Consider the following 22,918-nt stretch of genomic DNA (forward strand, 5'->3'; position numbering starts at 1 on the left):
GACCCCGTGCCCCTCTACCGCGACGAGGCGGTCGTGCTCCGCACCCACAAGCTGGGCGAGGCCGACCGCATCATCACCCTGCTGACCCGTCAGCACGGGCGGGTGCGCGCGGTCGCCAAGGGCGTGCGGCGTACGACATCGCGCTGGGGCTCGCGCCTCGAGCCGTTCACCCATGTCGACCTGCAGCTCGCCGAGGGGCGCAGCCTCGACGTGATCACCCAGGCCGAGACGCTCGACCCGTTCCACGCCCGGCTCGGGCTCGACTACGACCGCTACACCGCCGGCACGGCGATGCTCGAGACCGCCGAGCGGCTCGTGACCGAGGACAAGGAGCCGGCCGTCCAGCAGTTCCTGCTGCTGGTGGGTGGCCTGCGCGCGATGGCGGGCGGTGAGCACCCGGCCGGCCAAGTCCTCGACTCCTACCTGCTGCGCTCCCTGTCGGTCGCCGGCTACGCGCCGTCCTTCGACCACTGCGTGCAGTGCGGGGTCGAGGGGCCGCACCGGTTCTTCAACCCGTCGGCCGGCGGCGTGCTCTGCTCCTCCGACAAGCTGCCCGGCTCGGCGACGCCCGCACCCGAGACGGTGCTGGTGCTGGGGGCGCTGCTCGTCGGCGACTGGCCCGTCGTCCACTCCGCCGACCCGCGCCACCTGCGCGAGGCGAGCAGCCTGGTCTCGGCCTACCTCGCCTGGCACCTCGAGCGCGGCCTGCGGTCCATGGCGTACGTCGAGCGCTGACGGCGACGTCGGTCTGCCGTGGGCCCCGGCCGGGGCGACGTCACGGTCCTGCGGCTGCTCGATCGGCTCGACGCCGGCTGACGTCATGGGGCGCGGTCGCCCGGACGACCACCCGCCATGACGTCTCGCACTACGCTGACGGCCGTGAAGCGACAGGTGAAGCCGCCGACCCCGCACCCGTCCGGCGCGACCCCGCCGCCGGTGCCGCGCGACCTCGTGCCCGAGCACGTCGCGATCATCATGGACGGCAACGGCCGGTGGGCCAAGGAGCGCGGGCTGCCGCGCACCAAGGGGCACGAGCAGGGCGAGCACACGCTCTTCGACGTCGTCGAGGGGGCGATCGAGATCGGGGTCAAGGCCATCTCGGCCTACGCCTTCTCCACCGAGAACTGGTCGCGCTCGCCCGACGAGGTGCGCTTCCTCATGGGCTTCAACCGCGACGTGATCCGGCGCCGGCGCGACGAGATGCACGCGCTGGGGGTTCGGGTCCGGTGGGCCGGCCGCGCCCCACGCCTGTGGAAGTCGGTCATCAAGGAGCTCCAGGTCGCCGAGGAGATGACCCAGGACAACGACGTGCTGACGCTGACGATGTGCGTCAACTACGGCGGGCGCGCCGAGCTCGCCGACGCCGCCCGGGCGATCGGCCGCGAGGTCGCCGCCGGACGGCTCAACCCCGACAAGATCGACGAGAAGACCTTCGCCCGGCACCTCTACGTCCCCGAGCTGCCCGACGCCGATCTGGTCTGGCGCACCTCGGGGGAGCAGCGGCTGTCCAACTTCATGCTCTGGCAGGCGGCCTACAGCGAGATGGTCTTCACCGACGTGCTGTGGCCCGACGTCGACCGCCGCCACCTGTGGGCGGCTGTCGAGACCTACGCCTCGCGCGACCGTCGCTACGGCGGCGCGCTGCCCAACGCGACCACGACCTGAGGGTCACCGGCAGGCCGGACAGGTCCCGAAGATCTCCAACGTGTGGCTGATGTCGGCGTAGCCGTGCTCGCCGGCGATGGCGTTCGTCCAGCGCTCCACCGCGGGCCCCTCCACCTCCACGGTCGCTCCGCAGGTGCGGCACACGAGGTGGTGGTGGTGCGTGTCGGAGCAGCTGCGCCAGATGGCCTCGCCGTCCTCGTTGCGCAGCATGTCGACCTCACCTGCGTCGGCGAGCGCCGACAGCGTGCGGTAGACGGTCGCCAGGCCCACCGAGTCGCCCTGCCGGGAGATCAGGTCGTGGATCTCCTGGGCGCTGCGGAAGTCGTCGAAGCCGGCCAGTGCCGCGGCGACCGCCCGGCGCTGGCGCGTGGGGCGTACGACGGGACGCTCGCGGTCAGTGCTCGTCATAGTGCTCTCCGTGCACGGCGTGACGGTGGCCGTCGTGGACGTAGTCGACGTGGTCGTCGTGCTCGACCGCCGGGTGCCCGCAGTCCTCGCCGTGCTGGTGCGGGTGCTCGTCGGTGATCGTGTGGCCCGCGGCCTCGACGCTGGGGAACGGCGCGAGCAGGCGCTGGCGGTGGCGCAACCAGACGCCGATCGGCCACGTGGAGACGAACATCGCCAGTGCGAGCAGCACGATCGTCGGGCCCGGCGCGACCGTCGCCCGGAAGGACAGGGCCGCACTGAGGAGCAGACCGCCGAGGGCGGCGAGGACTCCGACGACCATCGCGCCCGCGATCGTCGTACGGAACGAGCGCGCCAGCTGCTGCGACGTCGCCACCGGCACGACCATCAGCGCGGAGACGAGGAGCAGTCCGACGGTGCGCATGGCCACGGTGACCGTCACGGCGGCGAGCACCGCGATCAGCAGGTTGTAGGCGCGGACCCGGAGTCCGGCCACCCGCGCGAAGTCCGGGTCGCTGGAGACGGTGAAGAGCTGGGGGAGCAGTCCGATCGTGACGACGAGCAGCACCACCGTCAGCCCGAACGTGAACCAGACGTCACCCGCCGAGATGCTGGTCAGCGACCCGAAGAGGAACTCCTGGAGCCGCGCGGCACCCTGACCCGCGATCCCCGTGATCAGCACGCCGCCGGCCAGCCCGCCGTAGAAGAGCAGCGCGAGCGCGACGTCCCCGTTGGTGTGGCCGCGCTCGCGGATCACCTCGATGAGCACGGCGCCCAGGACGGCGACGGCGACGGCCGTCCACGTCGGTGACGTCTTGGTCAGCAGGCCGAGGGCCACCCCGGTCACCGCGACGTGGCCGAGACCGTCGCCCAGCAGCGCGAGCCGTCGTTGCACCAGGAAGGTGCCGATCGCCGGAGCGGCCAGGCCGGTCAGCAGCGCGGCGATGAGGGCGCGATGCATGAAGGGGAGGGAGAACAGGCTCCAGAAGTCGCTCATCGCGCGCCCCCCAGGTCGTCGAGGGGCGAGCCGACGTGCGGCACGTGGTCGTGGTGGCCGGACACCGGGTGGTGGTGCCCGTCCGCCTGCAGCTCGTCCGGCACCGGTCCGTCGTGGGCGATCCGCCCGTCGCGCATGACCACGGCCCGGTCGATGAGGGGCGCCATCGGGCCGAGCTCGTGGGCGACCAGCACGATGGTGGCGCCGCGGCCCTTCAGCACCGACAGCGCGTCGGCGAGGGCGAGCTGGTTGACCAGGTCCACGCCCGCGGTGGGTTCGTCGAGCACGAGCAGGTCGGGCTGGCCGGCCAGCGCGCGGGCGATCAGGGCGCGCTGCTGCTGCCCGCCGCTGAGCTGGGAGATGCCGACCTGGGCCCGGTCGGTGAGGCCCACCACGTCGAGCGCATCGGCGATGGCCTGCCGGTCGGCGCGCGAGAGCGGCCGGAGCAGCCGGCGCCGGGTGATCCGCCCGGAGGCGACGACCTCCCAGACCGTGGCCGGGACGCCGCCGCTGGCGGTCGAGCGCTGCGGCACGAAGCCGATGCGGTGCCAGTCGCGGAAGTCGGCGTACGGCGTCCCGAAGAGGTCCACGCTGCCCGAGGTCAACGGCAGGAGGCCGGTCACGGCCCGCACCAGCGTCGACTTGCCGGACCCGTTGGCGCCCATCAGGGCCAGGAACTCGCCCGGGGCGACGGTCACGTCGATCGCCCGCAGGATCGGCCGTCCACCGATCGCCACGGACCCGTCGCGGACCACGACGGGAGGTGCGCCCGCGCTCAGTGGCATCCGTTGGCCTTCCGGAGCGCGTCGAGGTTCTGGCCCATGAGGGAAAGGTAGTCGTCCTCGGCCGTCTCGTCCGAGAGCCCCTCGATCGGGTCGAGGACCGCGGTCTCCAGCCCGAGGTCGCCGGCGAGCGACTCGGCCATCTTGCGGCTGGCGAGGCGCTCGGCGAAGACCGTCGTGATGCCGTCCTCGGTGATGAGCGCCTGCAGCTGCGCAAGGTCGGCCGGCGTCGGCTCGGCGTCGGGGGAGAGGCCGGCGATGGCCTCGAAGTGCAGGCCGTACCGGGCAAGGTAGGCGAACGCCTCGTGGCTGACGACCGTGGTGGAGCGCTCGCACCGGGCCAGGCCGTCGGCGTACGACCGGTCGAGCTCCTCGAGCTCTCGGCGCACCTCGGCCGCGTTGTCCTTGTAGTTCGTCGCGCGGTCGGGGTCGAGCTCGGCGAGCTGCTCGGCGACCGCGTCCCCGAGGTCGGCCATGAGCAGCGGGTCCTGCCAGAAGTGCGGGTCGAGCTCACCGTGGCCGGCCTCCTCGTCCTCGTGCTCGTGCTCCGAGGCCGGCATCAGGTCGAGCACCTCGGCCGCGTCGACGATCGCCGCGTCCGGGGCGTTGGTCTCGACCGTCTCGTCGACCGCGGGCTGGAAGTCGTGCTCGAGCACCACCAGGTCGGCCTCGGCGAGGGTCGCGGTCTGCTTGATGTCGAGGGAGAGGTCGTGCGGCTCGGTGCCCGGGCCGGTGAGGTTGGTGACGTCCCACCCGTCACCCGCCACCCGACCGGTCACCCAGGCCAGCGGGTAGAACGCGGCGACGGCCGAGCGACCATTCCCGGTGGCGTCGTCGGACCCGCCACAGCCGGCAAGGAGGGCGGCGGAGGCGAGGGCGGTGGCGAGGGCGAACGGTCGGGTGACGGACAACATGAGAACGATTCTCACTGCTGATGAGAACCATTGTCAAACTGCCCTGACCCCTAGGCTGGCGCCGTGCTCGTTGTGACCCGTCTCCGTACGCCCCGCCCCGACGACGCCGCGGGGGAGGACGAGCTGCGCAGCGGGCTGCTGCAGGCGCTCGCCATCCTCGCCGCCAAGCCCGGCTACGTCGGGGGCGACGTCGGCCGCAACGTCGACGACCCGACCCTGTGGGTGCTGACCACCCGTTGGGAGAACGTCGGCTCCTACCGCCGGGCACTGGGGTCGTACGAGGGCAAGATGCACATCCAGCCGCTGATGGTGCACGCGCTCGACGAGCCCAGCGCCTACGAGGTCGTCGAGGAGGGGACCGACCTCAACGTCGCCGATCCGCGCTCGATAGGGTGAGCGTTCGCGCACGCCAGACCGGCAGCCAGCCGGCCGACGAAGAAGGAAGAGCCCGTGGCCAAGCCCGTACCCACCGCCCTGGACAACGTCGTCAGCCTCGCCAAGCGCCGGGGTTTCGTCTACCCGTGCGGTGAGATCTACGGCGGCACCCGCTCGGCCTGGGACTACGGCCCGCTCGGCGTGGAGCTCAAGGAGAACATCAAGCGCCAGTGGTGGCGGTTCATGGTCACCCGGCGCGACGACGTCGTCGGCCTCGACTCCAGCGTCATCCTGCCCACGCGCACGTGGGAGGCCAGCGGCCACCTGAGCACGTTCAGCGACCCGCTCGTCGAGTGCCAGTCGTGCCACAAGCGCTTCCGCGAGGACCACCTCCAGGAGGACCACGCGGCCAAGAAGGGCATCGACGACCCCGACACGGTCGACATCAACGAGTCGGTGGCCTGCCCCAATTGCGGCACCCGCAACGCGTGGACCGAGCCGCGTGAGTTCAACATGATGCTGAAGACCTACCTCGGCGTCATCGAGGACCAGTCCGGCCTGCACTACCTGCGCCCCGAGACCGCCCAGGGCATCTTCCTCAACTTCGCCAACGTGGTGACCTCCAGCCGCCAGAAGCCGCCCTTCGGCATCGCCCAGATGGGCAAGAGCTTCCGCAACGAGATCACGCCCGGCAACTTCATCTTCCGCACCCGCGAGTTCGAGCAGATGGAGATGGAGTTCTTCGTCAAGCCCGGCGAGGACGAGGAGTGGTTCCGCTACTGGATCGCCGAGCGCACCCGCTGGTACGTCGACCTCGGCATCAACCCTGACAACCTGCGCCACTACGAGCACCCGCAGGAGAAGCTGTCCCACTACTCCAAGGGCACGACCGACATCGAGTACCGCTTCGGGTTCTCGGGCCGTGACTTCGAGGAGCTCGAGGGGATCGCCAACCGCACCGACTTCGACCTCAAGCAGCACAGCGAGTTCTCCGGCAAGGACCTGTCCTACTACGACCAGGCCGCCGACGAGCGCTACCTGCCCTACGTCATCGAGCCCGCCGCCGGACTGACCCGCTCGCTGATGGCGTTCCTCATCGACGCCTACACCGAGGACGAGGCGCCCAACACCAAGGGCGGCGTCGACAAGCGCGTCGTGCTCAAGCTCGACCCGCGCCTCGCGCCGGTCAAGGTGGCGGTGCTGCCGCTGAGCCGCAACGCCGACCTGTCGCCGAAGGCGAAGGCCCTCGCCGCCGAGCTGCGCCAGAACTGGAACGTCGAGTTCGACGACTCCGGCGCCATCGGCCGTCGCTACCGCCGCCAGGACGAGATCGGTACGCCCTTCTGCGTGACGGTCGACTTCGAGACCCTCGACGACGACGCGGTCACCATCCGCGAGCGCGACTCGATGGCCCAGGAGCGCGTCAGCCTCGACGGCATCACGCGCTGGTTCGCCGAGCGCCTCGTCGGCTGCTGAGGTCCGCGGGCACGTCGGCGTGCCACGATGTCGCCATGTGGCGCACCGTGGTCCTCTCGACGACCCTCGCCGTGTCGCTGGCGTCCTGCTCGGGCTCCGACCCGCAGCCGGGGGCCGAGACCGACCCCACGCCCACGGAGGCGGTCGACGTGGCCTCGACCGAGCCCGGCACCGACCTCGAGTTCGGGGAGCCGGCGACGCTCGTGTGGCAGCCGGCGCAGCACCTGACGGGCGTCCTCGACCTCATCGTCGACTCGGTCGCCGAGCAACCGCAGTCGGTGTTCGACGGCTGGAGGCGTGACGACGCGATGGCCACCGCGCGTCCCTACTTCGTGACGGTGTCGCTCACCAACACCGGTGAGACCGACCTCGGCGGGCAGGCCGTGCCGCTCTACCTGCGCGACGAGACGGGCTCCCTCGGCGCGCCCTGGACGCTCGGGGGCGACTTCACGGCCTGCCAGAGCGGGCCGCTTCCCACCCCGTTCGAGCCCGGCGCCGAGGCCGACATGTGCCTGGTCTACCTCGCGCCCGACGGCACCCGGATCCAGGACATGGTCTTCGAGCCGACCGAGGGCTACGACGCGATCACCTGGACCGGCGACGTGGCCGGACCGGAGAAGAAGTCGGAGAAGAAGTCGGAGAAGGCACGCCGCCAGGAGGGCGGCCGGAAGAGCGGCTGATTTGGGGCGAGCGCGGGCCGGGTTCGACAATGGGCCCATGCCCGCCGTGCCCTCCTCCTTGACGCTGGGGTCGCTGCGCGTCGAGACCCCGGTCGTGCTCGCGCCGATGGCCGGCATCACCAATGCGGCCTACCGCCGGCTCTGCGCCGAGCAAGGTGCCGGCCTCTACGTCTGCGAGATGATCACCAGCCGCGGCCTGGTCGAGGGCGACGAGACGACGAAGAAGATGCTCGTCTTCGACGACCTGGAGTCCGTCCGCTCGGTCCAGCTCTACGGCACCGACCCCGTCTACATCGGCAAGGCCGTGGAGATCCTCTGCGGCGACCACGGCGTGGCCCACGTCGACCTCAACTTCGGCTGCCCGGTGCCCAAGGTGACCCGCAAGGGCGGCGGGGGAGCGCTGCCGTGGAAGCGCGGTCTCCTCGGCGAGATCCTCACGTCCGCGGTCGCCGCCGCGGCGCCGTACGACGTCCCGGTGACGATGAAGACCCGCAAGGGCCTCGACGACGACCACCTGACGTACCTTGACGCCGGTCGCATCGCCGAGGAGACGGGGGCTGCCGCGATCGCGCTGCACGGAAGGACTGTCCAGCAGGCCTACTCCGGCGCGGCGGACTGGGAGGCCATCGCCGCGCTGGTCGAGCACGTCGACATCCCGGTCCTCGGCAACGGCGACATCTGGGAGGCCGCCGACGCCCTGCGCATGGTCGAGCAGACCGGTGTCGCGGGTGTCGTGGTCGGCCGCGGCTGCCTGGGTCGGCCGTGGCTGTTCCGCGACCTCGCGGCCGCCTTCCACGGTGAGGACGTCGCGACCCTGCCGACCCTCGGCGAGGTCAAGCACATGATGCGTCGCCACGCCGAGCTGTTGTCGGAGCACATGGGGGAGGAGCGGGGCTGCAAGGAGTTCCGCAAGCACATCACCTGGTACCTCAAGGGGTTCCCCGCCGGCGGCGAGCTGCGCCACCAGCTGGCACTGGTCGACTCGCTGGCGTCCCTCGACACCCTCCTCGACGGTCTCGACGGCGACGCTCCCTTCCCCGAGCGGGAGCTGGGCACGCCGCGCGGGCGGCAGGGCGCGCCGCGCAAGAAGGTGGTGCTCCCGGAGGGCTGGCTCGACGACACCGACGGTCGCGGGGCGCACCTGCGCGAGGACGCCGACGAGACCACCGGCGGCTGACCCCGGGCCCGCCCGACGTGCCAGGCGCTACCTGACACCTCGCCCGCGGATCTACGCACGGATCCGTGCCGGGTGAGCCGGAACACGCGGAATTTTGCTGTGGAAGATTGGGACAGGGCGAGAATCCTGTGCTCTACTCGATGATCGCGCCGACGTGGGCACGGGCCCCGAGATCGAAGATCCCCGTGGATCGGCGCAGTCCCCCGTAAGCAACCGCGAAGGAATCAGCGCTGTGGCTCAGCATCGCCACAAGCGGGAAACCCCTGCTGCCCCCCGTCAGACCAAGATCCGTCAGACCAAGATCCCCCGTTCGGTCCTGGTGTCCGCACCGCTCGCCGTCGTGGCGACCCTGTCGGCCGTCACCATGGGCGTCCTCGCCGCCGACCCGGCGACCTCGGACAACACCGAGCTGCTGGCCGCGTCCAGCAACAGCCAGTCGTTCTCCCGGGCGTCCGCGGTGAGCCGGCGCGGCGACGCGACCGCGTCCCGCTCCCAGATCCGCACCGCCGCGAAGGCCGAGTCGGCCGCGCGCAAGGACCTCGAGGTCGACCGGCTCGCCCGTCGGATGGCCAAGAAGACCGACGACACGATCTGGACCACCGAGGCCCTCAACCTGTGGGACGGCCCGTCCGAGAAGGCCGAGAAGATGGGCCTCGTCGACGCCCTCGAGCAGGTCCGGGTCACCGGTCGCCGCCAGGCCGGCCGCACCCAGATCGTGGTCGACGGCCAGTCGCGCTGGGTCACCTCCGACTACCTCGCGCAGGAGAAGCCGAAGCCCGAGCCGAAGGAGCCCGCCGGTCCCAGCCTGGGCGGCAGCTGCTCCAACGGATCGACCATCGACGCCGGGCACGCCGCGCTCTACGACATCCACGACGTCGTGTGCGCCAACTGGCCGGAGATCACGAGCTATGGCACCTGGCGTGGCGACGGCGAGCACGGCGAGGGCCGCGCCATCGACATCATGACCAGCGGCGCCACCGGATGGGCCGTCGCGGACTTCCTCCGCGCCAACTACTCGGCGCTGGGCATCGAGTACATCATCTACTCGCAGAAGATCTGGTCCGTGGAGCGTGCCGGCGAGGGCTGGCGCGGCATGTCCGACCGTGGGTCGACCACTGCCAACCACTACGACCACGTGCACGTCACGGTCTACTGACGGGCGGCGAGGTCACCGCCACTGACGGACCTCGGTCCATGTCAGCCCGTCGTCGTCGGACACCGCCACGGTGTCGAACCCGCTGACGACCACCAGGCCGTCCGCGACCCGGAGCCCGGCCCCGGACGTCTCGGTGCCACCGCCGTCCCTGCGGAGCACTTCCCGGAAGGCGCCGTCGTCGGCCTCGGCCCGCCACACGACGAGGTCCGGGTAGGCGCTCATCGCGAGGTAGGCGCCGGTGGGTGATCGCCGCACGACGTACGTCTCGCTGAGGTCCGGTGCCGGACGGGTGTCCTGGGTCCAGGTGGCGCCGCCGTCGCGACTCGTGTAGAGGTCGACGGAGCCGGGACCCGGCGCCGCCCAGTACGCCATCTCGCCGGGCGCGGTGTCCAGCACGTAGTCGCCGCGGGTCACCCGCGCCAGGGTGCGCACCTGCCGGCCGGCGACCGTGTCCCACCAGGCCTCGAGCCGCCCGGTCCCCGCGGTCGAGTGCGGCTTCGGGTTCGCGCCCCAGGGGAGGACGCCCAGCCCCGGCCGCACGGCGGACCCGTCCCACGCGTTCGGCCACTGGTGTGCGGTCGCCGTGTCGAGGTCGAGGGAGCACCAGGTCTGGCGCCAGCCGCCCGTGCACGGGTACCAGAGGTCCGGGTCGGCCGGCCGGATCTCAGCTCCCACACGGACGACGCGGCGTTGGGTGCCGTCGACGCCGACCAGCCACTCGTGGCCGTTGCTCTCGTCGACGAGCAGGAAGGTGCCCCGCCGTGGGGTGGTCACGTGCAGGTCGACGCCGACCTCGAACACCGGCCGTACGAACGTCGTGGTCGCGTAGGCGTCCGTCGTGAGCGCGAGCGCCTCGAAGGAGAACGGGCCTCGCTCCGCGCAGGGCCTCGAGCACTGCACCGACCACACCGAGAGCCTGGTGTCCGGGTCGTCCGGGGCAACCCCGATCGTGGTGAGGAGTGCCCCTGGCCTCGCGACCACCTGCTCGGGCGTCATGGACCTCGGCCACGGCTTCGCTGGAGATGTCGGCTCCTGTGTCGGGGACTGGACGGGTGGTGCCGGCCGGGCCGGGTCGGGAGCGGCCGCATCGCGGTCGGTGACGACGGCACCCGCGCCGATCACTGCAGCGGCCAGAGCGGTGACGACCAAGGCGGTACGACGCCGCCGGCCGGCGCGCGCCCGGGAGCGGATGGCGTCGGCGTCGACGAGGGGTGGCTCGATCTCGCCGGCGATCCGTCGGGCTGCACCGGAGACGCGCTGGTCCAAGGTCATGACGTCGCCTCCCTGGGCACGGCGGTCTCCGGCACAGGCTCGCCGAGCAGCTCCGCGAGGCGCCGGGAGGCCTTGTGCGCAGTGCTCTTGACGGTGCCGGGTGCCATGCCCAGCGTCTGCGCGATCTGGGCCTCGGACATGTCCTCGTAGTACCTGAGCACCGTGACGGCGCGCTGCCGCCCGGGGAGCCGCAGCACGGCCTGCCACACCAGCTCGTGCTCGGGCACGTCCTCGAGCCGACGGTCCCACGACGGCTCGTCACGCAGGACCAGGGCCAGCTCGTGCGACGACCGCTTGCGCCACCACGAAGCAGCCTGGTTCACGACCACTCGGCGCGCGTAGGCCTCTGGCCGTCCCGTGGCCACCACGCGCGGCCAGTGCTGGTAGACCTTGACCAGCGCTCCCTGGAGCACGTCCTCGGCCTGCTGGTAGTCACCCGTCATGAGGTAGGCCGTCCGGAACAGGGAGGCCGAGCGCACGCGCACGAACTCGGAGAACTCGTCCTCGTCGACCTGCTGCACCACGCCTCCCTCCGCCGCCCCGGCTCCTCCTGCTCCCTATACGCCGCGGCAGGTGCATCCGGTTCAGCCAGCATGCGCCTGTTGCTGTCCGTGTCGTAGGGGGATCGCTAGGCTGACCGGCCGATGAGCATCGAGGACCTGTACGACGACGCGGCGCGCGAGCGCCTGGTCGCGGAGCCGCCCAAGCGGGTGGACGCGCCCGTGCGCCTGGCGTTCGAGCGCGACCGGGCACGCGTGGTGCACGCGGCGGCGTCGCGCCGGCTCGCGGCCAAGACCCAGGTGGTCGGGCCGCAGACCGACGACTTCGTCCGCAACCGGCTCACGCACAGCCTCGAGGTGGCCCAGGTCGCGCGCGACCTGGCGCGTGCCCTCGGCACCCACCCCGACATCGCCGAGACCGCGGCGCTGGCCCACGACCTGGGGCATCCGCCGTTCGGCCACAACGGCGAGCGGGTGCTCGCCGGGCTGAGTGCCGACTGCGGCGGGTTCGAGGGCAACGCACAGACCCTGCGCCTGCTGACCCGGCTGGAGTCGAAGACCTTCGACGCCGAGGGCAGGTCGGTGGGGCTCAACCTCACCCGCGCGACCCTCGACGCCTGCACCAAGTACCCCTGGCCGCGGTCAGAGGCGACCGGCCCCCACGGCATGCACGCCGACGGCACGCCGCGGGTGGTCGTGAAGTTCGGCGTCTACGACGACGACCGCCCGGTCTTCGACTGGCTGCGCGCCGGCGTCGAGGGCCGGCGCAAGTGCCTCGAGGCCCAGGTGATGGACCTCGCCGACGACGTCGCCTACTCGGTGCACGACGTCGAGGACGGGATCGTGGCGGGCAGGCTCGACCTCACCCGCCTCGACCGCGACGCCCTCTGGGAGACGGTGCGGTCGTGGTACCTGCCCGGCATCGAGGACGCCGCGCTCGACGCGGCGCTGGCCGACCTGCGTGGCGTCGGCAGTTGGCCGCGGTCGTCGTACGACGGCAGCAGGCGCAGCCTCGCCGCGATCAAGAACCTCACCAGCGACCTCATCGGCCGCTTCTGCGGCAGCGTGCAGGAGTCGACCTTCGCGGCCGCCGACGGCGAGCCGCTGGTCCGGCACCGGGCCGACCTCGTGGTGCCCGCAGGGACCGAGGTCGAGATCGGCGTGCTCAAGGGGATCGCCGCCCACTACGTCATGCAGGCCGACGACCGCGTGTCACTCATGGTGCGCCAGCGCGAGCTCGTCGCGGAGCTGGTCGAGGAGCTGTGGGCGCGCGGCGCCGATGCCCTCGACCCGGTCTTCGTGGAGGACTGGGAGGCGGCCACCGACGACGCGGCGCGCCGCCGCGTGGTCATCGACCAGGTCGCGTCCCTGACCGATGCCAGCGCGGTGGCGCGCCACGCGTCACTCGCCCGTTAGGGGCTGCCTACGGCAGGTCGCCCTGCGGGTAGGGGTTGTCCTGCAGCGCGGTGCTGTCGGGGTTGAGCTGGTCCTCGAGCTCGGAGCGGTGGTGGCCGTTGCTGGAGGGCGTCACCTTGTCCGCTGCGGTGCTCGCCGCGCTGGTGACCTTGTCCTTGACGACGGGCGCCTTCTCCTTGGCGAGGTCGGCCGCCTGGTGGGCCTTCTCCTGCACCCGCGGGTCTTCCTTGACGCGGGTGGCCGCCTTCTTGATCTGTTCGTAGCGCTCCCGGCCGGCACGCGTGCCGAGCACGTAGCCGACACCTCCTGCGACGAGCAGCATGAGCTTCTTCATGGTGGTCTCCCTTCCCGGATGGATCGGTGGCGTTCGTGGTGATGGGCGGACGGGGGTCTGTCAGTCGCGCCGGCGGCGCCAGAGGACGAGCACGACGGCCATCGCGACCAGCGAGCCGACGGCGGCCAGCACCTCGGGGCGCGGCTTCCCGTCGTCGGTGGTCGCGGAGTCCTTGAGGGACGCGACCTTGTCCTGTGCCTGCGACTTCACGTCGAGCTTCGCGGCCAGGTCGTCGACGGTGCCGGCGAGCTGCTCGCGCTGTGCCCGGACCTCCGCCTCGAGCTCCTCGGGCGTGCGCTGGTCGTCAGCCATGGTGGTCTCCCTTCACCGTCGCGATGTCCTCCTTGATGCCCTGGATCGCGCGCTCGGGGGCCGGTGGGCCCGCCTCGGCGACCTTGTTCTTGCCGACGACGCCGGCCACGGCCGCCGCGGCCAGCAGGACGAGGGCCACGATCAGGGCGGCGAGCCACGCGTCGACGACGTTCGCCAGACCGAGGATCGCGGTCGTCACGAGCGCGGCCAGGGCGAAGAAGCCCAGGAGGCCCGCGACGCTGAACATGCCGATCCCGACGCCGGCTCGCTTGCCCTTCTGCGCGACCTCTGCCTGCGCCAGCCGGATCTCCGAGCGGATGAGCTCGGGGATCTGCTGGGTGAGCTGGTGGACCAGTGCGCCGAGGGTCTGACCCTCTGGCGCTCCGTGCTGAGCAGTCATATTTCGACCCTGCCAAACCCGTGGACGGATCACCAGCCCAGATCCCCCGAAGGGGTGGCGGGGCCGCTGGTCGCGGGGATGTGGAGACTGCGCTCCCGCAGTGGGACGCCGCCCGTAGACTCCCCGGCGTGGCAGGCCGGATTCGCGACGACGACATCGCCGAGGTGCGCGAGAAGGCGCGGATCGACGACGTCATCTCCGGCTACGTCACGCTCAAGCGCGCCGGCGGGGGCTCGCTCAAGGGCCTGTGCCCGTTCCACGACGAGAAGACGCCGTCGTTCAACGTCAACCCGGCCCGTCAGTTCTGGCACTGCTTCGGCTGCCAGGAGGGCGGCGACGTCATCTCCTTCCTGATGAAGGTGGACGGCCTCACCTTCACCGAGACCGTGGAGCGGCTCGCCGAGAAGTACGGCGTCCAGCTCCGCCGTGAGGACGGCGACGACGCCCCGCAGCGGCCGCGGGGCCCGGCCCGCGGCCGGCTGATCGAGGCGCACAAGGTCGCCCAGGAGTTCTACGCCGAGCAGCTGGCGTCGGCCGACGCCGTGGTGGCCCGTCAGTTCCTGCACCAGCGCGGCTTCGACCAGGCCGCGGCGGAGATGTTCGGCGTCGGCTTCGCCCCGCGCGACGGCGAGGCGCTGACCCGGCACCTGCGCGGGCGCCGCTTCACCGACGAGGAGTCCGTCGCCGCCGGTCTCGTCGCCTTGGGGCGCTCCCACTACGACCGGTTCCGTGGCCGGCTGGTGTGGCCGATCCGCGAGGCCAACGGCGACACGATCGGCTTCGGCGCGCGGCGCATCTTCGACGACGACCGGATCGAGGCGAAGTACCTCAACACCTCCGAGACGGCGATCTACAAGAAGAGCCAGGTGCTCTACGGCATCGACCTCGCCCGCACGGCGATGAAGGACGCCCAGCAGGCCGTCGTCGTCGAGGGCTACACCGACGTGATGGCCTGCCACCTCGCCGGCGTACGCACTGCGGTGGCGTCGTGCGGCACCGCGTTCGGCACCGACCACGCGCGGGTCCTGCGGCGGTTCCTCGGCGACCACAACGAGACCAGCGGCGAGGTCATCTTCACCTTCGACGGCGACTCGGCCGGCCAGAAGGCGGCGATGAAGGTGCTGGAGAGCGACCAGGTGTTCGCCTCGCAGACCTACGTCGCCGTGGCGCCCGAGGGCATGGACCCGTGCGACCTGCGGCTCGCCGAGGGCGACGAGGCCGTCCGCGAGCTCGTCGCCAAGCGGCAGCCGCTCTACCGCTTCGCGCTCGACAACATCCTCACCCGCTACGACCTCGACCGGGCCGACGGTCGCGTCGACGCGTTGCGTGACGCCGCCGGACTGGTGGCGAGCATCCGCGACAAGACCAAGGTCGAGTCGTTCTCCCGCGAGCTCGCGCACATGGTCGGCGTCGACGTCGACGAGGTCCGCGGGGAGGTACGCCGTGCCGCGAGCCGGCCCGCGCGCACCGAGGAGCGCCGCCCGAGCCGCACTGCCGAGGCGCCCCAGGCCGCGGAGCCGGCGCGGCCGGCCCTGCCGAGCCTGTCCGACCCGCGCTTCCTCATCGAGCGCGAGCTGCTCAAGCTCGTCATCCAGCACCCCTCCGGCGTGGGCCGCACCACCACCCACGTCACCACCACCGACTTCACCCACCCGACCTTCCAGGGCGTCTGGGACGCCGTGACCGCGGCGGGCGGGCCGGCGAGCGCCGCGGACGACCCCGGCTGGGCCAACAAGGTCCGGGGCGCGGCCACCGACCCCGCCGTCATCGCCGCGATCACCGAGCTCGGCGTCGAGCCGGTCCGTGGCACGTCCGACCCCAACCCGACGTTCGCCGTGGCCTACGTCTACCGACTCCAGGAGCTCACCACGTCCCGCCGCATCGCCGACGTCAAGGCCCGCCTGCAGCGCACCAACCCCGTCGAGCACGCCCTCGACTACAACCGGATGTTCGGCGAGCTGGTGATGCTCGAGCAGCACCGCCGCAAGCTGCGCGAGGGCGCCGTCGGCCAGTCGGGAGCTCCGTCATGAGCCCGCTGTCGAGGAAGGGGTGGGGTCGTACGCCGGCTCCCTCCGTCGCCGTCGGGCCGGGGGAGAAGGTGCTGGCGTCGGCCACGGCCGCCGACGGCAGCGTGCTCGCCGGCACCCGCGACGCGTTCTACGTCGTCGCCGGCGGCGAGACGCGACGCGTCCCGTGGGAGCAGGTCGAGGCCGCCGACTGGGATCGCGACACCGACACCTTCCGGCTCTCCGAGGTCGGCAGCTGGGGTGACCAGCGCCCGGTCCACGCCGCGACGCTGGGCGAGCCCGGGCGCCTGCTCGAGCTGGTCCGCGAGCGGGTCACCGCCAGCGTCGTGCTGCAGCGTCACGTCCCGGTCGGGGGACGGCGGGGCCTGCGCGTCATCGCCCGTCGGGCGCCGTCGGGAGCCGGCGGCGTGCAGTGGGTCTACGAGTACGACGAGGGCGTCGATCCGGACGACCCGGGCGTCCGCGAGGCCGCCCGCACGGCCCTCGAGCTGGCCCGACGCGACGTCGGCCTGCCCTGATTTCACCCCTGCTCAGTGGCCTTGCTAATGTTGCGCCTCGCTGCACAAGCGATCCCCTGTAGCTCAACTGGCAGAGCATTCGGCTGTTAACCGGAGGGTTGTTGGTTCGAGTCCAACCGGGGGAGCAAGGGAAGACGGCCCGTGACCTGCGGAAACGCAGGTCACGGGCCGTTTCGCATCTCCGGGCGACACGGCAAAGCTTGAGAGACGTGCCTCACTGCTCATCTCGGTGGTGGTCACGATGGTTCTTCTCATGGAAATGGAAGGATCGATGGATGTTCTGGAAGCGGAAGACGAAGCGTTCGCCGGGCACCGGGTCGGGCAGGGGCGGGGCACTCGGGACGCCGTCGCGGCTCCCGGAGGAAGCGCCACCCTCCTCGGACCAGGAGGCCAACGCGGTGGTGAGCGGCGGCGGGCTGGTGGGTCCCGATGAGGACGGACCGCGAGAGGCCGCCACGTCGTCTCCATCGGAGCAGTCGCCGTCGTGACACGTTGCCGGCCTGCCGGCTCGGTGAGGCCGGGTGAGGGGGCTTCCAGCCGTGTCGCGCCTCAGGCTGAAGGGGCGGAGTACGCCGCGACGAGCTGCGCCTCGGCGCGGTCGAGGTAGCTCGCGATGGCCGTCTCGGCCTCGCCGAGCTCGCCCGCCGCGAGCAGCTCGAGGATCGCCCGGTTCTCCGGCAGGTAGGCCTCGTGGAACGCGCGCGGGGCGTGCATCACGTGGAAGACCAGCCGCAGCTCGGCGAGGAGGTGCGCCATCGTCTCGGTGACGCGGGGACTCTGCGCGAGAGCGGCCACCGCCTGGTGGAAGTGCATGTTGGCCGTGCCGACGTCGACCCACCGGTCTGCGGCGGCGGCCGCCTCGCCCTCCTCGACGGCTGCCCGCACCGGGGCCAGCAGGAGGTCCCACTGGTCGGGGTCCTGGGGTGCCGCGGCGAGGTGGTCGGCAGCGCGACGTACGGCGCCGCACTCGAGGATGCGGCGCACCTGGTAGAGGTCGCGGACGTCGTCGACGCTGAGCCGCCGGACGAAGACCCCGCGGTTGAACTCGTGCACCAGCAGCCGCTCGTGGCTCAGCAGGCGGAACGCCTCGCGCAGCGTGTTGCGCGAGACCCCCAGGGCCGCGCCGATGTCCTCCTCGGAGAGGCGGGTTCCGGGGGCGAGACGGCCCTCGATGATGCGGGTGCGGAGCACGTCCGCGACCCGGCCTGCGGTGCTGGCGCGGCCCAGGTCCAGGCGCTCGTCCCGGAGGTCGCTGACCCAGTCGGTGGTGGTCACACCAGCGAGCATATCGGGTCGGGGTATTGACGGATTGTTCAACAATCCGTCATCCTCGATGTGACGGGGACCACGTCCGAGCGACACCCGGACCGACAGATGGGCACCACATGACCGAGGACACCAGCCGGACCACCACCGGCTCCGACACGGCAGCGAGCGACACCGGACGCAGGCCGGGGGCGGCACGCGGTGCGCTGCTCGGCGCGATGTTCCTGATGGCCACGAGCGCCATCGGCCCCGGGTTCATCACCCAGACCACGGTGTTCACCGCCGAGCTCGGCGCGGCCTTCGCGTTCGCGATCCTGGTCTCGATCCTCGTCGACATCGCCGTCCAGCTCAACGTCTGGCGCGTCATCGGCGTCACCGGCATGCGGGCGCAGGAGCTGTCCAACAAGGTGCTGCCCGGCGCGGGCTACTTCCTGGCCGCGCTGGTCGTCCTGGGCGGCCTGGTCTTCAACATCGGCAACATCGGCGGCACCGCCCTCGGCACCAACGCGATGTTCGGCCTCGACGTGAAGATCGGCGGCGCGATCTCGGCCCTGATCGCGATCGGCATCTTCCTCAGCAAGCGCGCCGGCGTCGCCATGGACCGGGTCGTGGTGGTCCTCGGCGTCCTGATGATCGGCATGGTGCTCTACACCGCCGTCGTATCGGGGCCCCCCGTCGGTGAGGCGCTGCGCCAGAGCGTGCTGCCCGACGACATCGACTTCCTGATCATCACCACCCTCATCGGCGGCACCGTGGGCGGGTACATCACCTACGCCGGGGCGCACCGCCTCGTCGACTCCGGCATCACCGGCCCCGAGCACGTCCGCGACATCACGCGCGGCTCGGTCACCGGCATCCTCGTCACCGGTGTGATGCGCTGGCTGCTGTTCCTCGCAGTGCTCGGCGTGGTCGCCGGCGGCGTCACCCTCGCCGTCGACAACCCGCCCGCCTCCGCCTTCCAGGCCGCCCTCGGCGAGGTCGGCGTCCGGGTCTTCGGCGTCATCCTCTGGGCGGCGAGCATCACCTCGGTGATCGGCGCGTCCTACACCTCGGTCTCGTTCATCGCCAGCTTCTCCCGGCGCCTCGAGCAGCGCCGCAACCTGGTCACCGTCGCCTTCATCGTCTTCTCCACCGCGATCTACCTCGCGCTGGGCAAGGCTCCGGTCACGTTGCTGGTCCTGGCCGGTGCGCTCAACGGCCTCATCCTCCCGGTCGGCTTCGCCATGATCCTGTGGGTCGCCGCGCGTCGCGTCGACCTGCTCCGCGGCTACCGCTACCCGCGCTGGCTGCTGGCGGTCGGGGCACTCGTCTGGCTCCTCACGGTCTACCTCGGCTGGAGCTCGCTCGGCGGCATCGCGGACCTGCTGTGACGACCGTGCAGATCGACCTCAACGCCGACCTGGGGGAGTCCTTCGGGAGCTGGACCCTGGGCGACGACGACGCCCTGCTCGACCTGATCACGAGCGCCAACGTGGCGTGCGGGTTCCACGCCGGCGACCCCACGGTGCTGCGCCGCACGTGTGAGCGGGCCGTCGAGCGGGGCGTCGTGATCGGCGCCCAGGTGGGCTACCGCGACCTCGCGGGGTTCGGTCGCCGCTTCATCGACGTGGAGGCGCACGACCTGACCAACGACGTGCTCTACCAGCTCGGGGCACTGGAGGCCTTCGCCCGGGTGGCGGGCACCCGGGTGCGCTACGTCAAGCCGCACGGGGCGCTCTACAACGCGATCGTGCACCACGAGGCGCAGGCCGAGGCCGTCGCCGAGGCCGTACGCCGCTACGACCCCGACCTGCCCGTGCTCGGGCTGCCTGGCTCGGTATGGCTCGCCGTGGCCGAGGCCGCGGGACTGGTCACCGTCGCCGAGGCCTTCGCCGACCGCGCCTACACCCCCCAGGGGACGCTGGTCTCGCGCCGCGAGCCCGACGCGGTGCTGCACGACCCCGACGAGGTGGCCGAGCGCACGGTCCGGATGGCGACGCGTCACGAGGTGGTCGCCGCTGACGGCACGTCCGTGCAGGTGCGGGCCGGGTCCGTCTGCGTGCACGGGGACAGCGAGGGTGCCGTGGCGATGGCGAGTGCCGTACGACGTGGACTGGAGGCGGCCGGCGTCCGCGTCGCCCCGTTCGTGGGGACCGGCTCGCCATGAGGTTGCTCCCGTGCGGTGACTCGGGCCTCCTCGTCGAGGTGGAGGACCTCGACGCGGTGCTTGCCCTCTACGCCGAGCTCGTCGACGACATGCCCGAGGGCGTGGTCGACCTGGTGCCGGCCGCCCGGACCCTCATGCTCCGCATCGACCCCGCACGCAGCGACCCCGCCAGGGTGGGGCGCCTCGTCCGCGACCTCGAGCCGCGGGCGGGACGCCACCTCGACGAGGGCCTGCTGGAGGTGCCGGTGACCTACGACGGCGAGGACCTCGCCGAGGTCGGCCGGCTGACCGGGCTGGGGGAGCGGGGTGTCGTCGAGGCGCACACCGCCCAGGAGTGGACCGTTGCCTTCTGCGGCTTCGCGCCGGGCTTCGGCTACCTCGTCGGCACCGACGACCGGCTCACCGTCGCGCGGCGCAGCGTGCCCCGCACCAAGGTCCCGGCGCGGTCGGTGGCGCTGGCCGGAGAGTTCACCGGGGTCTACCCGCGGGAGTCCCCCGGGGGCTGGCAGCTCATCGGCCGCACCACCCTGCAGCCCTGGGACCTCGAGCGTGACCCGCCGGCCCTGCTGGTGCCGGGCACCCGGGTCAGGTTCGTGGAGGCGTGATGGAGACCTGGCTCGAGGTGCTGGAGCCGGGTCCGCTCACCACCGTGCAGGACCTGGGGCGCTCCGGGCTCGGGGCCCTGGGCGTCGGCCACTCCGGCGCCGCGGACGCACCCTCGTTCCGGCTGGCCAACCGGCTGGTCGGCAACGCTGAGCACGCCGCCGCGCTGGAGGTGACGTTCGGAGGCCTCGAGGTCGTCGCCCACGGCAGCACGACCGTGACGCTCACCGGCGCGCCGTGCGCCATGACGGTGGACGGGCGCGAGCACTGGGCCTTCGGGGTCGTGCGGGTCCCCGACGGTGCCCGCCTGCGCCTGCGACCCCCCGCCACCGGCCTGCGCAGCTACCTCGCCGTGCGGGGCGGGATCGACGTGCCCCCACAGCTGGGCTCGCGGTCGGCGGACACCCTCGCCGACCTCGGGACCGCGGCCCTGGCTGCCGGGGACCGGTTGCCCATCGGCCGGCCGACCGGCCCGCTCCCCGGAGTGGACCTCGCCCCTGTGGCCCTTCCGGAGGCGGGCGACGTCGCCCTGCGCGTCGTCGACGGCCCGCGGTCCGACTGGTTCACCGCCGAGGCTCGCGAGGCCCTCGTCTCCGGCGCCTACGAGGTCACCGCCGACAGCAACCGGGTCGGCATGCGGCTCGCGGGCCCCGTGCTCGACCGCGCGCGCGACGACGAGCTGCCGAGCGAGGGGATGGTCTGCGGCGCGCTGCAGGTGCCGCCGTCCGGCCAGCCGACGCTGTTCCTCGCCGACCACCCCGTGACCGGGGGCTACCCCGTCATCGCCGTCGTCGTGCCCGCCGACCTCCCACGCGCCGCGCAGGTCCGACCCGGCCAGCGCATCACCTTCACCCGGACCACCGCCACCCACCCAGGAGGACACGATGACTGAGGCCACCGCCACCGAGCAGCTCGTCTCGCCGAGCGCGCTGAGCCCGGCCGAGGCCCGTGCGAGGTTCCGGTCCGGGCTCCGGGTGCCGGCCTCGGGATGGAGCGCCGGCTGGACGCAGGCCAACCTCCTGGCCGTGCCCCGCGACCTGGCCTACGACTTCCTGCTCTTCGCCCAGCGCAACCCGGCGCCCTGCCCGATCCTCGACGTGACCGAGCCCGGCGCCGTGAGCAGTCCCCGGTTCGCCGGCGACCTCCGGACCGACCTGCCCGCCTACCGCGTCTACGAGCGGGGAGAGCTGGTCGCCGAGGTCGACGACGTGACCGGGCTGTGGCGCGACGACATGGTCGCCTTCCTGATCGGCTGCAGCTTCACCTTCGAGGACGCCCTGCTCGAGGCGGGGGTCCCGGTGCGTCACATCGAGCAGGGCTGCAACGTCCCGATGTACCGCACCAACGTCGACTGCCGGCCGGCCGGCTCGCTGTCGGGCCCGCTGGTGGTCTCGATGCGTCCGATGAGCGCCTCGCAGGTGGCCACTGCCGTGCGGGTCACCTCGCGCTACCCGGCCGTGCACGGGGCGCCGGTGCACATCGGCTCACCGTCCGAGCTCGGCATCGCCGACCTCGACGACCCCGACTTCGGGGACCCGGTCGAGGTGCGTCCGGGCGAGGTGCCGGTCTTCTGGGCGTGCGGCGTGACGCCGCAGGCCGCGGTCATGCAGTCGCGCCCCGCGCTCGCGATCGGTCACGCGCCCGGGCACATGGCGATCACCGACATCCGCGAGAGCGAGCACATCGTCCCCTAGCAGCGGGACGAGGCATGTCCGGGTCAGTCGCCCCAGCCCAGCGGGAACACCTCGAACGTCGCAGCGTGGGTGACGCCGAGTCCCTGGCCGCCGCCGCGCAGGATGCCGTCGAGGAACTCCTCGGGGTCCCAGCCCTCCCAGCCCAGTCCCTCGATGTAGGCCTGGTGCTCCTTGAGGGAGGCGACCCCCGCGGCGAAGGTGTCGGTGACGTCCACCGCGTGCGTCGCCTGCGGCGACCCGCCCGACCACACGGCCCGTACGCCACCCCACGGCTCGAGGCCGTCGGTCAGCTGCTCGGGGAAGACCCACCGGTTCCCGGCGTCGCGGACGGCGTCGAGCAGGGCCTTGCCGACCGCGATGTGGTCGGCCTGGTTGAGGGTCGTGCCGCCGAAGGTCTCGCGGAAGTTGATGGTCAGCGCGATGTCGGGCCGGTGCCGGCGCACCACCTCGGCGATGCTGCGGCGCAGCGCCACGCCGTACTCCAGGATCCCGTCGGGCAGCCGCAGGAACTCGACCTCCTCGACCCCGACGGCAGCAGCGGAGGCGAGCTCCTCGGCCTCGCGCAGCGGACCGCTCTCGTCGGGGTGCAGCCCGTCGATGCCCGCCTCGCCGCTGGTCACCATGCAGTAGACGATGCGCTTGCCCTGCCCGGTCCAGCGCGCCACCGCGGCAGCCGCGCCGTACTCGATGTCGTCGGGGTGTGCCACCACGAAGAGCGCGGACTGCCAGTCCTCGGGAAGCGGCTCGAAGGAGGGAGGGGTCGCACGCTCGTCGGTCATCGCCCGAGCATGGCACTCCCGGCC

At 72.1% G+C, this 22,918-nt stretch carries 26 protein-coding genes and 1 tRNA gene; 16 read left to right on the forward strand and 11 right to left on the reverse strand.

Translation table 11 applies throughout. The annotated features are described in order from the left end of the window. The first annotated feature begins 6 nt into the window (after window positions 1-6). Together recO and ACS3YM_RS05270 are read left to right on the forward strand one after the other, a co-directional pair. Window positions 7-735 (forward strand): DNA repair protein RecO, encoded by a 729-nt coding sequence (gene recO, locus ACS3YM_RS05265; protein ID WP_439939032.1) that lies wholly within the window; start codon window positions 7-9, stop codon window positions 733-735. Between the two features lie 117 nt (window positions 736-852). Then, entirely contained in the window at window positions 853-1,665 is an 813-nt protein-coding gene (locus tag ACS3YM_RS05270; protein WP_439939033.1) for an isoprenyl transferase, read from the forward strand. Between the two features lie 3 nt (window positions 1,666-1,668). On the opposite strand, the gene ACS3YM_RS05275 is transcribed toward ACS3YM_RS05270, so the two are convergent. From ACS3YM_RS05275 to ACS3YM_RS05290, 4 genes are read right to left on the reverse strand one after another with little or no spacing between them, the layout of a single operon-like run. Continuing rightward, complete coding sequence (locus tag ACS3YM_RS05275; RefSeq protein WP_439939034.1) at window positions 1,669-2,073, reverse strand: Fur family transcriptional regulator; 405 nt, start codon at window positions 2,071-2,073, stop codon at window positions 1,669-1,671. Further along, window positions 2,060-3,067 (reverse strand): metal ABC transporter permease, encoded by a 1,008-nt coding sequence (locus ACS3YM_RS05280; protein ID WP_439939035.1) that lies wholly within the window; start codon window positions 3,065-3,067, stop codon window positions 2,060-2,062. The genes ACS3YM_RS05275 and ACS3YM_RS05280 overlap by 14 nt, the downstream gene beginning before the upstream one ends. After that, window positions 3,064-3,852 (reverse strand): metal ABC transporter ATP-binding protein, encoded by a 789-nt coding sequence (locus tag ACS3YM_RS05285; RefSeq protein WP_439939036.1) that lies wholly within the window; start codon window positions 3,850-3,852, stop codon window positions 3,064-3,066. Before ACS3YM_RS05285 ends, ACS3YM_RS05280 begins: the two co-directional genes overlap by 4 nt. Further along, window positions 3,843-4,763, reverse strand: coding sequence for a metal ABC transporter substrate-binding protein (locus ACS3YM_RS05290; protein WP_439939037.1), 921 nt, complete (start codon window positions 4,761-4,763; stop codon window positions 3,843-3,845). Before ACS3YM_RS05290 ends, ACS3YM_RS05285 begins: the two co-directional genes overlap by 10 nt. Window positions 4,764-4,826: 63 nt before the next feature. Between ACS3YM_RS05290 and ACS3YM_RS05295 the strand changes: the two genes are divergently transcribed. From ACS3YM_RS05295 to ACS3YM_RS05315, 5 genes are all read left to right on the forward strand, one after another. Next, a complete protein-coding gene (locus ACS3YM_RS05295; RefSeq protein ID WP_439939038.1) occupies window positions 4,827-5,159 on the forward strand; it encodes an antibiotic biosynthesis monooxygenase family protein in 333 nt (110 codons plus the stop codon). Window positions 5,160-5,213: 54 nt separating this feature from the next. Beyond that, a complete protein-coding gene (locus ACS3YM_RS05300; protein WP_439939039.1) occupies window positions 5,214-6,614 on the forward strand; it encodes a glycine--tRNA ligase in 1,401 nt (466 codons plus the stop codon). A 35-nt stretch (window positions 6,615-6,649) separates the two neighbouring features. Beyond that, window positions 6,650-7,294, forward strand: coding sequence for a hypothetical protein (locus ACS3YM_RS05305; protein ID WP_439939040.1), 645 nt, complete (start codon window positions 6,650-6,652; stop codon window positions 7,292-7,294). A gap of 37 nt (window positions 7,295-7,331) precedes the next feature. Further along, window positions 7,332-8,471, forward strand: a complete 1,140-nt coding sequence (gene dusB, locus ACS3YM_RS05310) for a tRNA dihydrouridine synthase DusB (RefSeq protein WP_439939041.1) — start codon at window positions 7,332-7,334, stop codon at window positions 8,469-8,471. 319 nt (window positions 8,472-8,790) lie between these two features. After that, window positions 8,791-9,627, forward strand: a complete 837-nt coding sequence (locus ACS3YM_RS05315) for a hypothetical protein (protein ID WP_439939042.1) — start codon at window positions 8,791-8,793, stop codon at window positions 9,625-9,627. Window positions 9,628-9,639: 12 nt separating this feature from the next. Here the strand turns inward: ACS3YM_RS05315 and ACS3YM_RS05320 are convergent, their stop codons facing one another. Together ACS3YM_RS05320 and ACS3YM_RS05325 are read right to left on the reverse strand one after the other, a co-directional pair. Further along, the gene (locus tag ACS3YM_RS05320; RefSeq protein ID WP_439939043.1) at window positions 9,640-10,899 is read right to left on the reverse strand and encodes a hypothetical protein; all 1,260 of its coding nucleotides are present in this window, start codon (window positions 10,897-10,899) and stop codon (window positions 9,640-9,642) included. After that, the gene (locus ACS3YM_RS05325; RefSeq protein WP_439939044.1) at window positions 10,896-11,423 is read right to left on the reverse strand and encodes a SigE family RNA polymerase sigma factor; all 528 of its coding nucleotides are present in this window, start codon (window positions 11,421-11,423) and stop codon (window positions 10,896-10,898) included. The genes ACS3YM_RS05320 and ACS3YM_RS05325 overlap by 4 nt, the downstream gene beginning before the upstream one ends. 120 nt (window positions 11,424-11,543) lie before the next feature. Between ACS3YM_RS05325 and ACS3YM_RS05330 the strand changes: the two genes are divergently transcribed. Next, entirely contained in the window at window positions 11,544-12,815 is a 1,272-nt protein-coding gene (locus ACS3YM_RS05330; protein WP_439939045.1) for a deoxyguanosinetriphosphate triphosphohydrolase, read from the forward strand. Between the two features lie 7 nt (window positions 12,816-12,822). Here ACS3YM_RS05330 and ACS3YM_RS05335 read toward each other — a convergent pair whose 3' ends face one another. The 3 genes from ACS3YM_RS05335 to ACS3YM_RS05345 are packed head-to-tail and all read right to left on the reverse strand — an operon-like array spanning window position 12,823 to window position 13,861. Beyond that, on the reverse strand, window positions 12,823-13,149 hold the full coding sequence (locus ACS3YM_RS05335) for a YtxH domain-containing protein (protein ID WP_439939046.1): 327 nt from the start codon (window positions 13,147-13,149) through the stop codon (window positions 12,823-12,825). Between the two features lie 60 nt (window positions 13,150-13,209). Continuing rightward, window positions 13,210-13,461 (reverse strand): DUF3618 domain-containing protein, encoded by a 252-nt coding sequence (locus ACS3YM_RS05340; RefSeq protein WP_439939047.1) that lies wholly within the window; start codon window positions 13,459-13,461, stop codon window positions 13,210-13,212. Then, window positions 13,454-13,861 carry a phage holin family protein gene (locus ACS3YM_RS05345; protein WP_439939048.1) on the reverse strand — a complete coding sequence of 136 codons (408 nt, stop codon included), beginning with the start codon at window positions 13,859-13,861 and terminating at the stop codon, window positions 13,454-13,456. The genes ACS3YM_RS05340 and ACS3YM_RS05345 overlap by 8 nt, the downstream gene beginning before the upstream one ends. A gap of 128 nt (window positions 13,862-13,989) precedes the next feature. Between ACS3YM_RS05345 and dnaG the strand changes: the two genes are divergently transcribed. The 3 genes from dnaG (at window position 13,990) to ACS3YM_RS05360 (ending at window position 16,531) form a co-directional block, all read left to right on the forward strand. Further along, complete coding sequence (gene dnaG, locus ACS3YM_RS05350; RefSeq protein ID WP_439939049.1) at window positions 13,990-15,891, forward strand: DNA primase; 1,902 nt, start codon at window positions 13,990-13,992, stop codon at window positions 15,889-15,891. Continuing rightward, window positions 15,888-16,406 carry a hypothetical protein gene (locus ACS3YM_RS05355; RefSeq protein WP_439939050.1) on the forward strand — a complete coding sequence of 173 codons (519 nt, stop codon included), beginning with the start codon at window positions 15,888-15,890 and terminating at the stop codon, window positions 16,404-16,406. Before dnaG ends, ACS3YM_RS05355 begins: the two co-directional genes overlap by 4 nt. 52 nt (window positions 16,407-16,458) lie before the next feature. Further along, a tRNA-Asn gene (locus ACS3YM_RS05360) sits at window positions 16,459-16,531 on the forward strand. Window positions 16,532-16,955: 424 nt separating this feature from the next. Here ACS3YM_RS05360 and ACS3YM_RS05365 read toward each other — a convergent pair. After that, window positions 16,956-17,681, reverse strand: a complete 726-nt coding sequence (locus tag ACS3YM_RS05365; protein WP_439939051.1) for a GntR family transcriptional regulator — start codon at window positions 17,679-17,681, stop codon at window positions 16,956-16,958. A gap of 110 nt (window positions 17,682-17,791) precedes the next feature. Between ACS3YM_RS05365 and ACS3YM_RS05370 the strand changes: the two genes are divergently transcribed. The 5 genes from ACS3YM_RS05370 to ACS3YM_RS05390 are packed head-to-tail and all read left to right on the forward strand — an operon-like array spanning window position 17,792 to window position 22,115. Continuing rightward, window positions 17,792-19,042, forward strand: a complete 1,251-nt coding sequence (locus ACS3YM_RS05370) for an NRAMP family divalent metal transporter (protein WP_439939052.1) — start codon at window positions 17,792-17,794, stop codon at window positions 19,040-19,042. 5 nt (window positions 19,043-19,047) lie between these two features. After that, the gene (locus ACS3YM_RS05375; protein ID WP_439939836.1) at window positions 19,048-19,818 is read left to right on the forward strand and encodes a LamB/YcsF family protein; all 771 of its coding nucleotides are present in this window, start codon (window positions 19,048-19,050) and stop codon (window positions 19,816-19,818) included. Then, window positions 19,815-20,423 (forward strand): 5-oxoprolinase subunit B family protein, encoded by a 609-nt coding sequence (locus tag ACS3YM_RS05380; RefSeq protein ID WP_439939053.1) that lies wholly within the window; start codon window positions 19,815-19,817, stop codon window positions 20,421-20,423. The genes ACS3YM_RS05375 and ACS3YM_RS05380 overlap by 4 nt, the downstream gene beginning before the upstream one ends. Then, window positions 20,423-21,313: a biotin-dependent carboxyltransferase family protein gene (locus ACS3YM_RS05385; protein ID WP_439939054.1), complete on the forward strand. Its 891-nt coding sequence runs from the start codon at window positions 20,423-20,425 to the stop codon at window positions 21,311-21,313. The genes ACS3YM_RS05380 and ACS3YM_RS05385 overlap by 1 nt, the downstream gene beginning before the upstream one ends. Beyond that, on the forward strand, window positions 21,306-22,115 hold the full coding sequence (locus tag ACS3YM_RS05390; RefSeq protein ID WP_439939055.1) for a putative hydro-lyase: 810 nt from the start codon (window positions 21,306-21,308) through the stop codon (window positions 22,113-22,115). Before ACS3YM_RS05385 ends, ACS3YM_RS05390 begins: the two co-directional genes overlap by 8 nt. A gap of 23 nt (window positions 22,116-22,138) precedes the next feature. On the opposite strand, the gene ACS3YM_RS05395 is transcribed toward ACS3YM_RS05390, so the two are convergent. After that, window positions 22,139-22,894 (reverse strand): PIG-L deacetylase family protein, encoded by a 756-nt coding sequence (locus tag ACS3YM_RS05395; protein WP_439939056.1) that lies wholly within the window; start codon window positions 22,892-22,894, stop codon window positions 22,139-22,141. Window positions 22,895-22,918 lie beyond the last annotated feature (24 nt).

Origin of the sequence: Nocardioides sp. N13(2025) (assembly GCF_051912545.1) — a bacterium.
In the GTDB taxonomy this organism is placed as follows: domain Bacteria; phylum Actinomycetota; class Actinomycetes; order Propionibacteriales; family Nocardioidaceae; genus Nocardioides.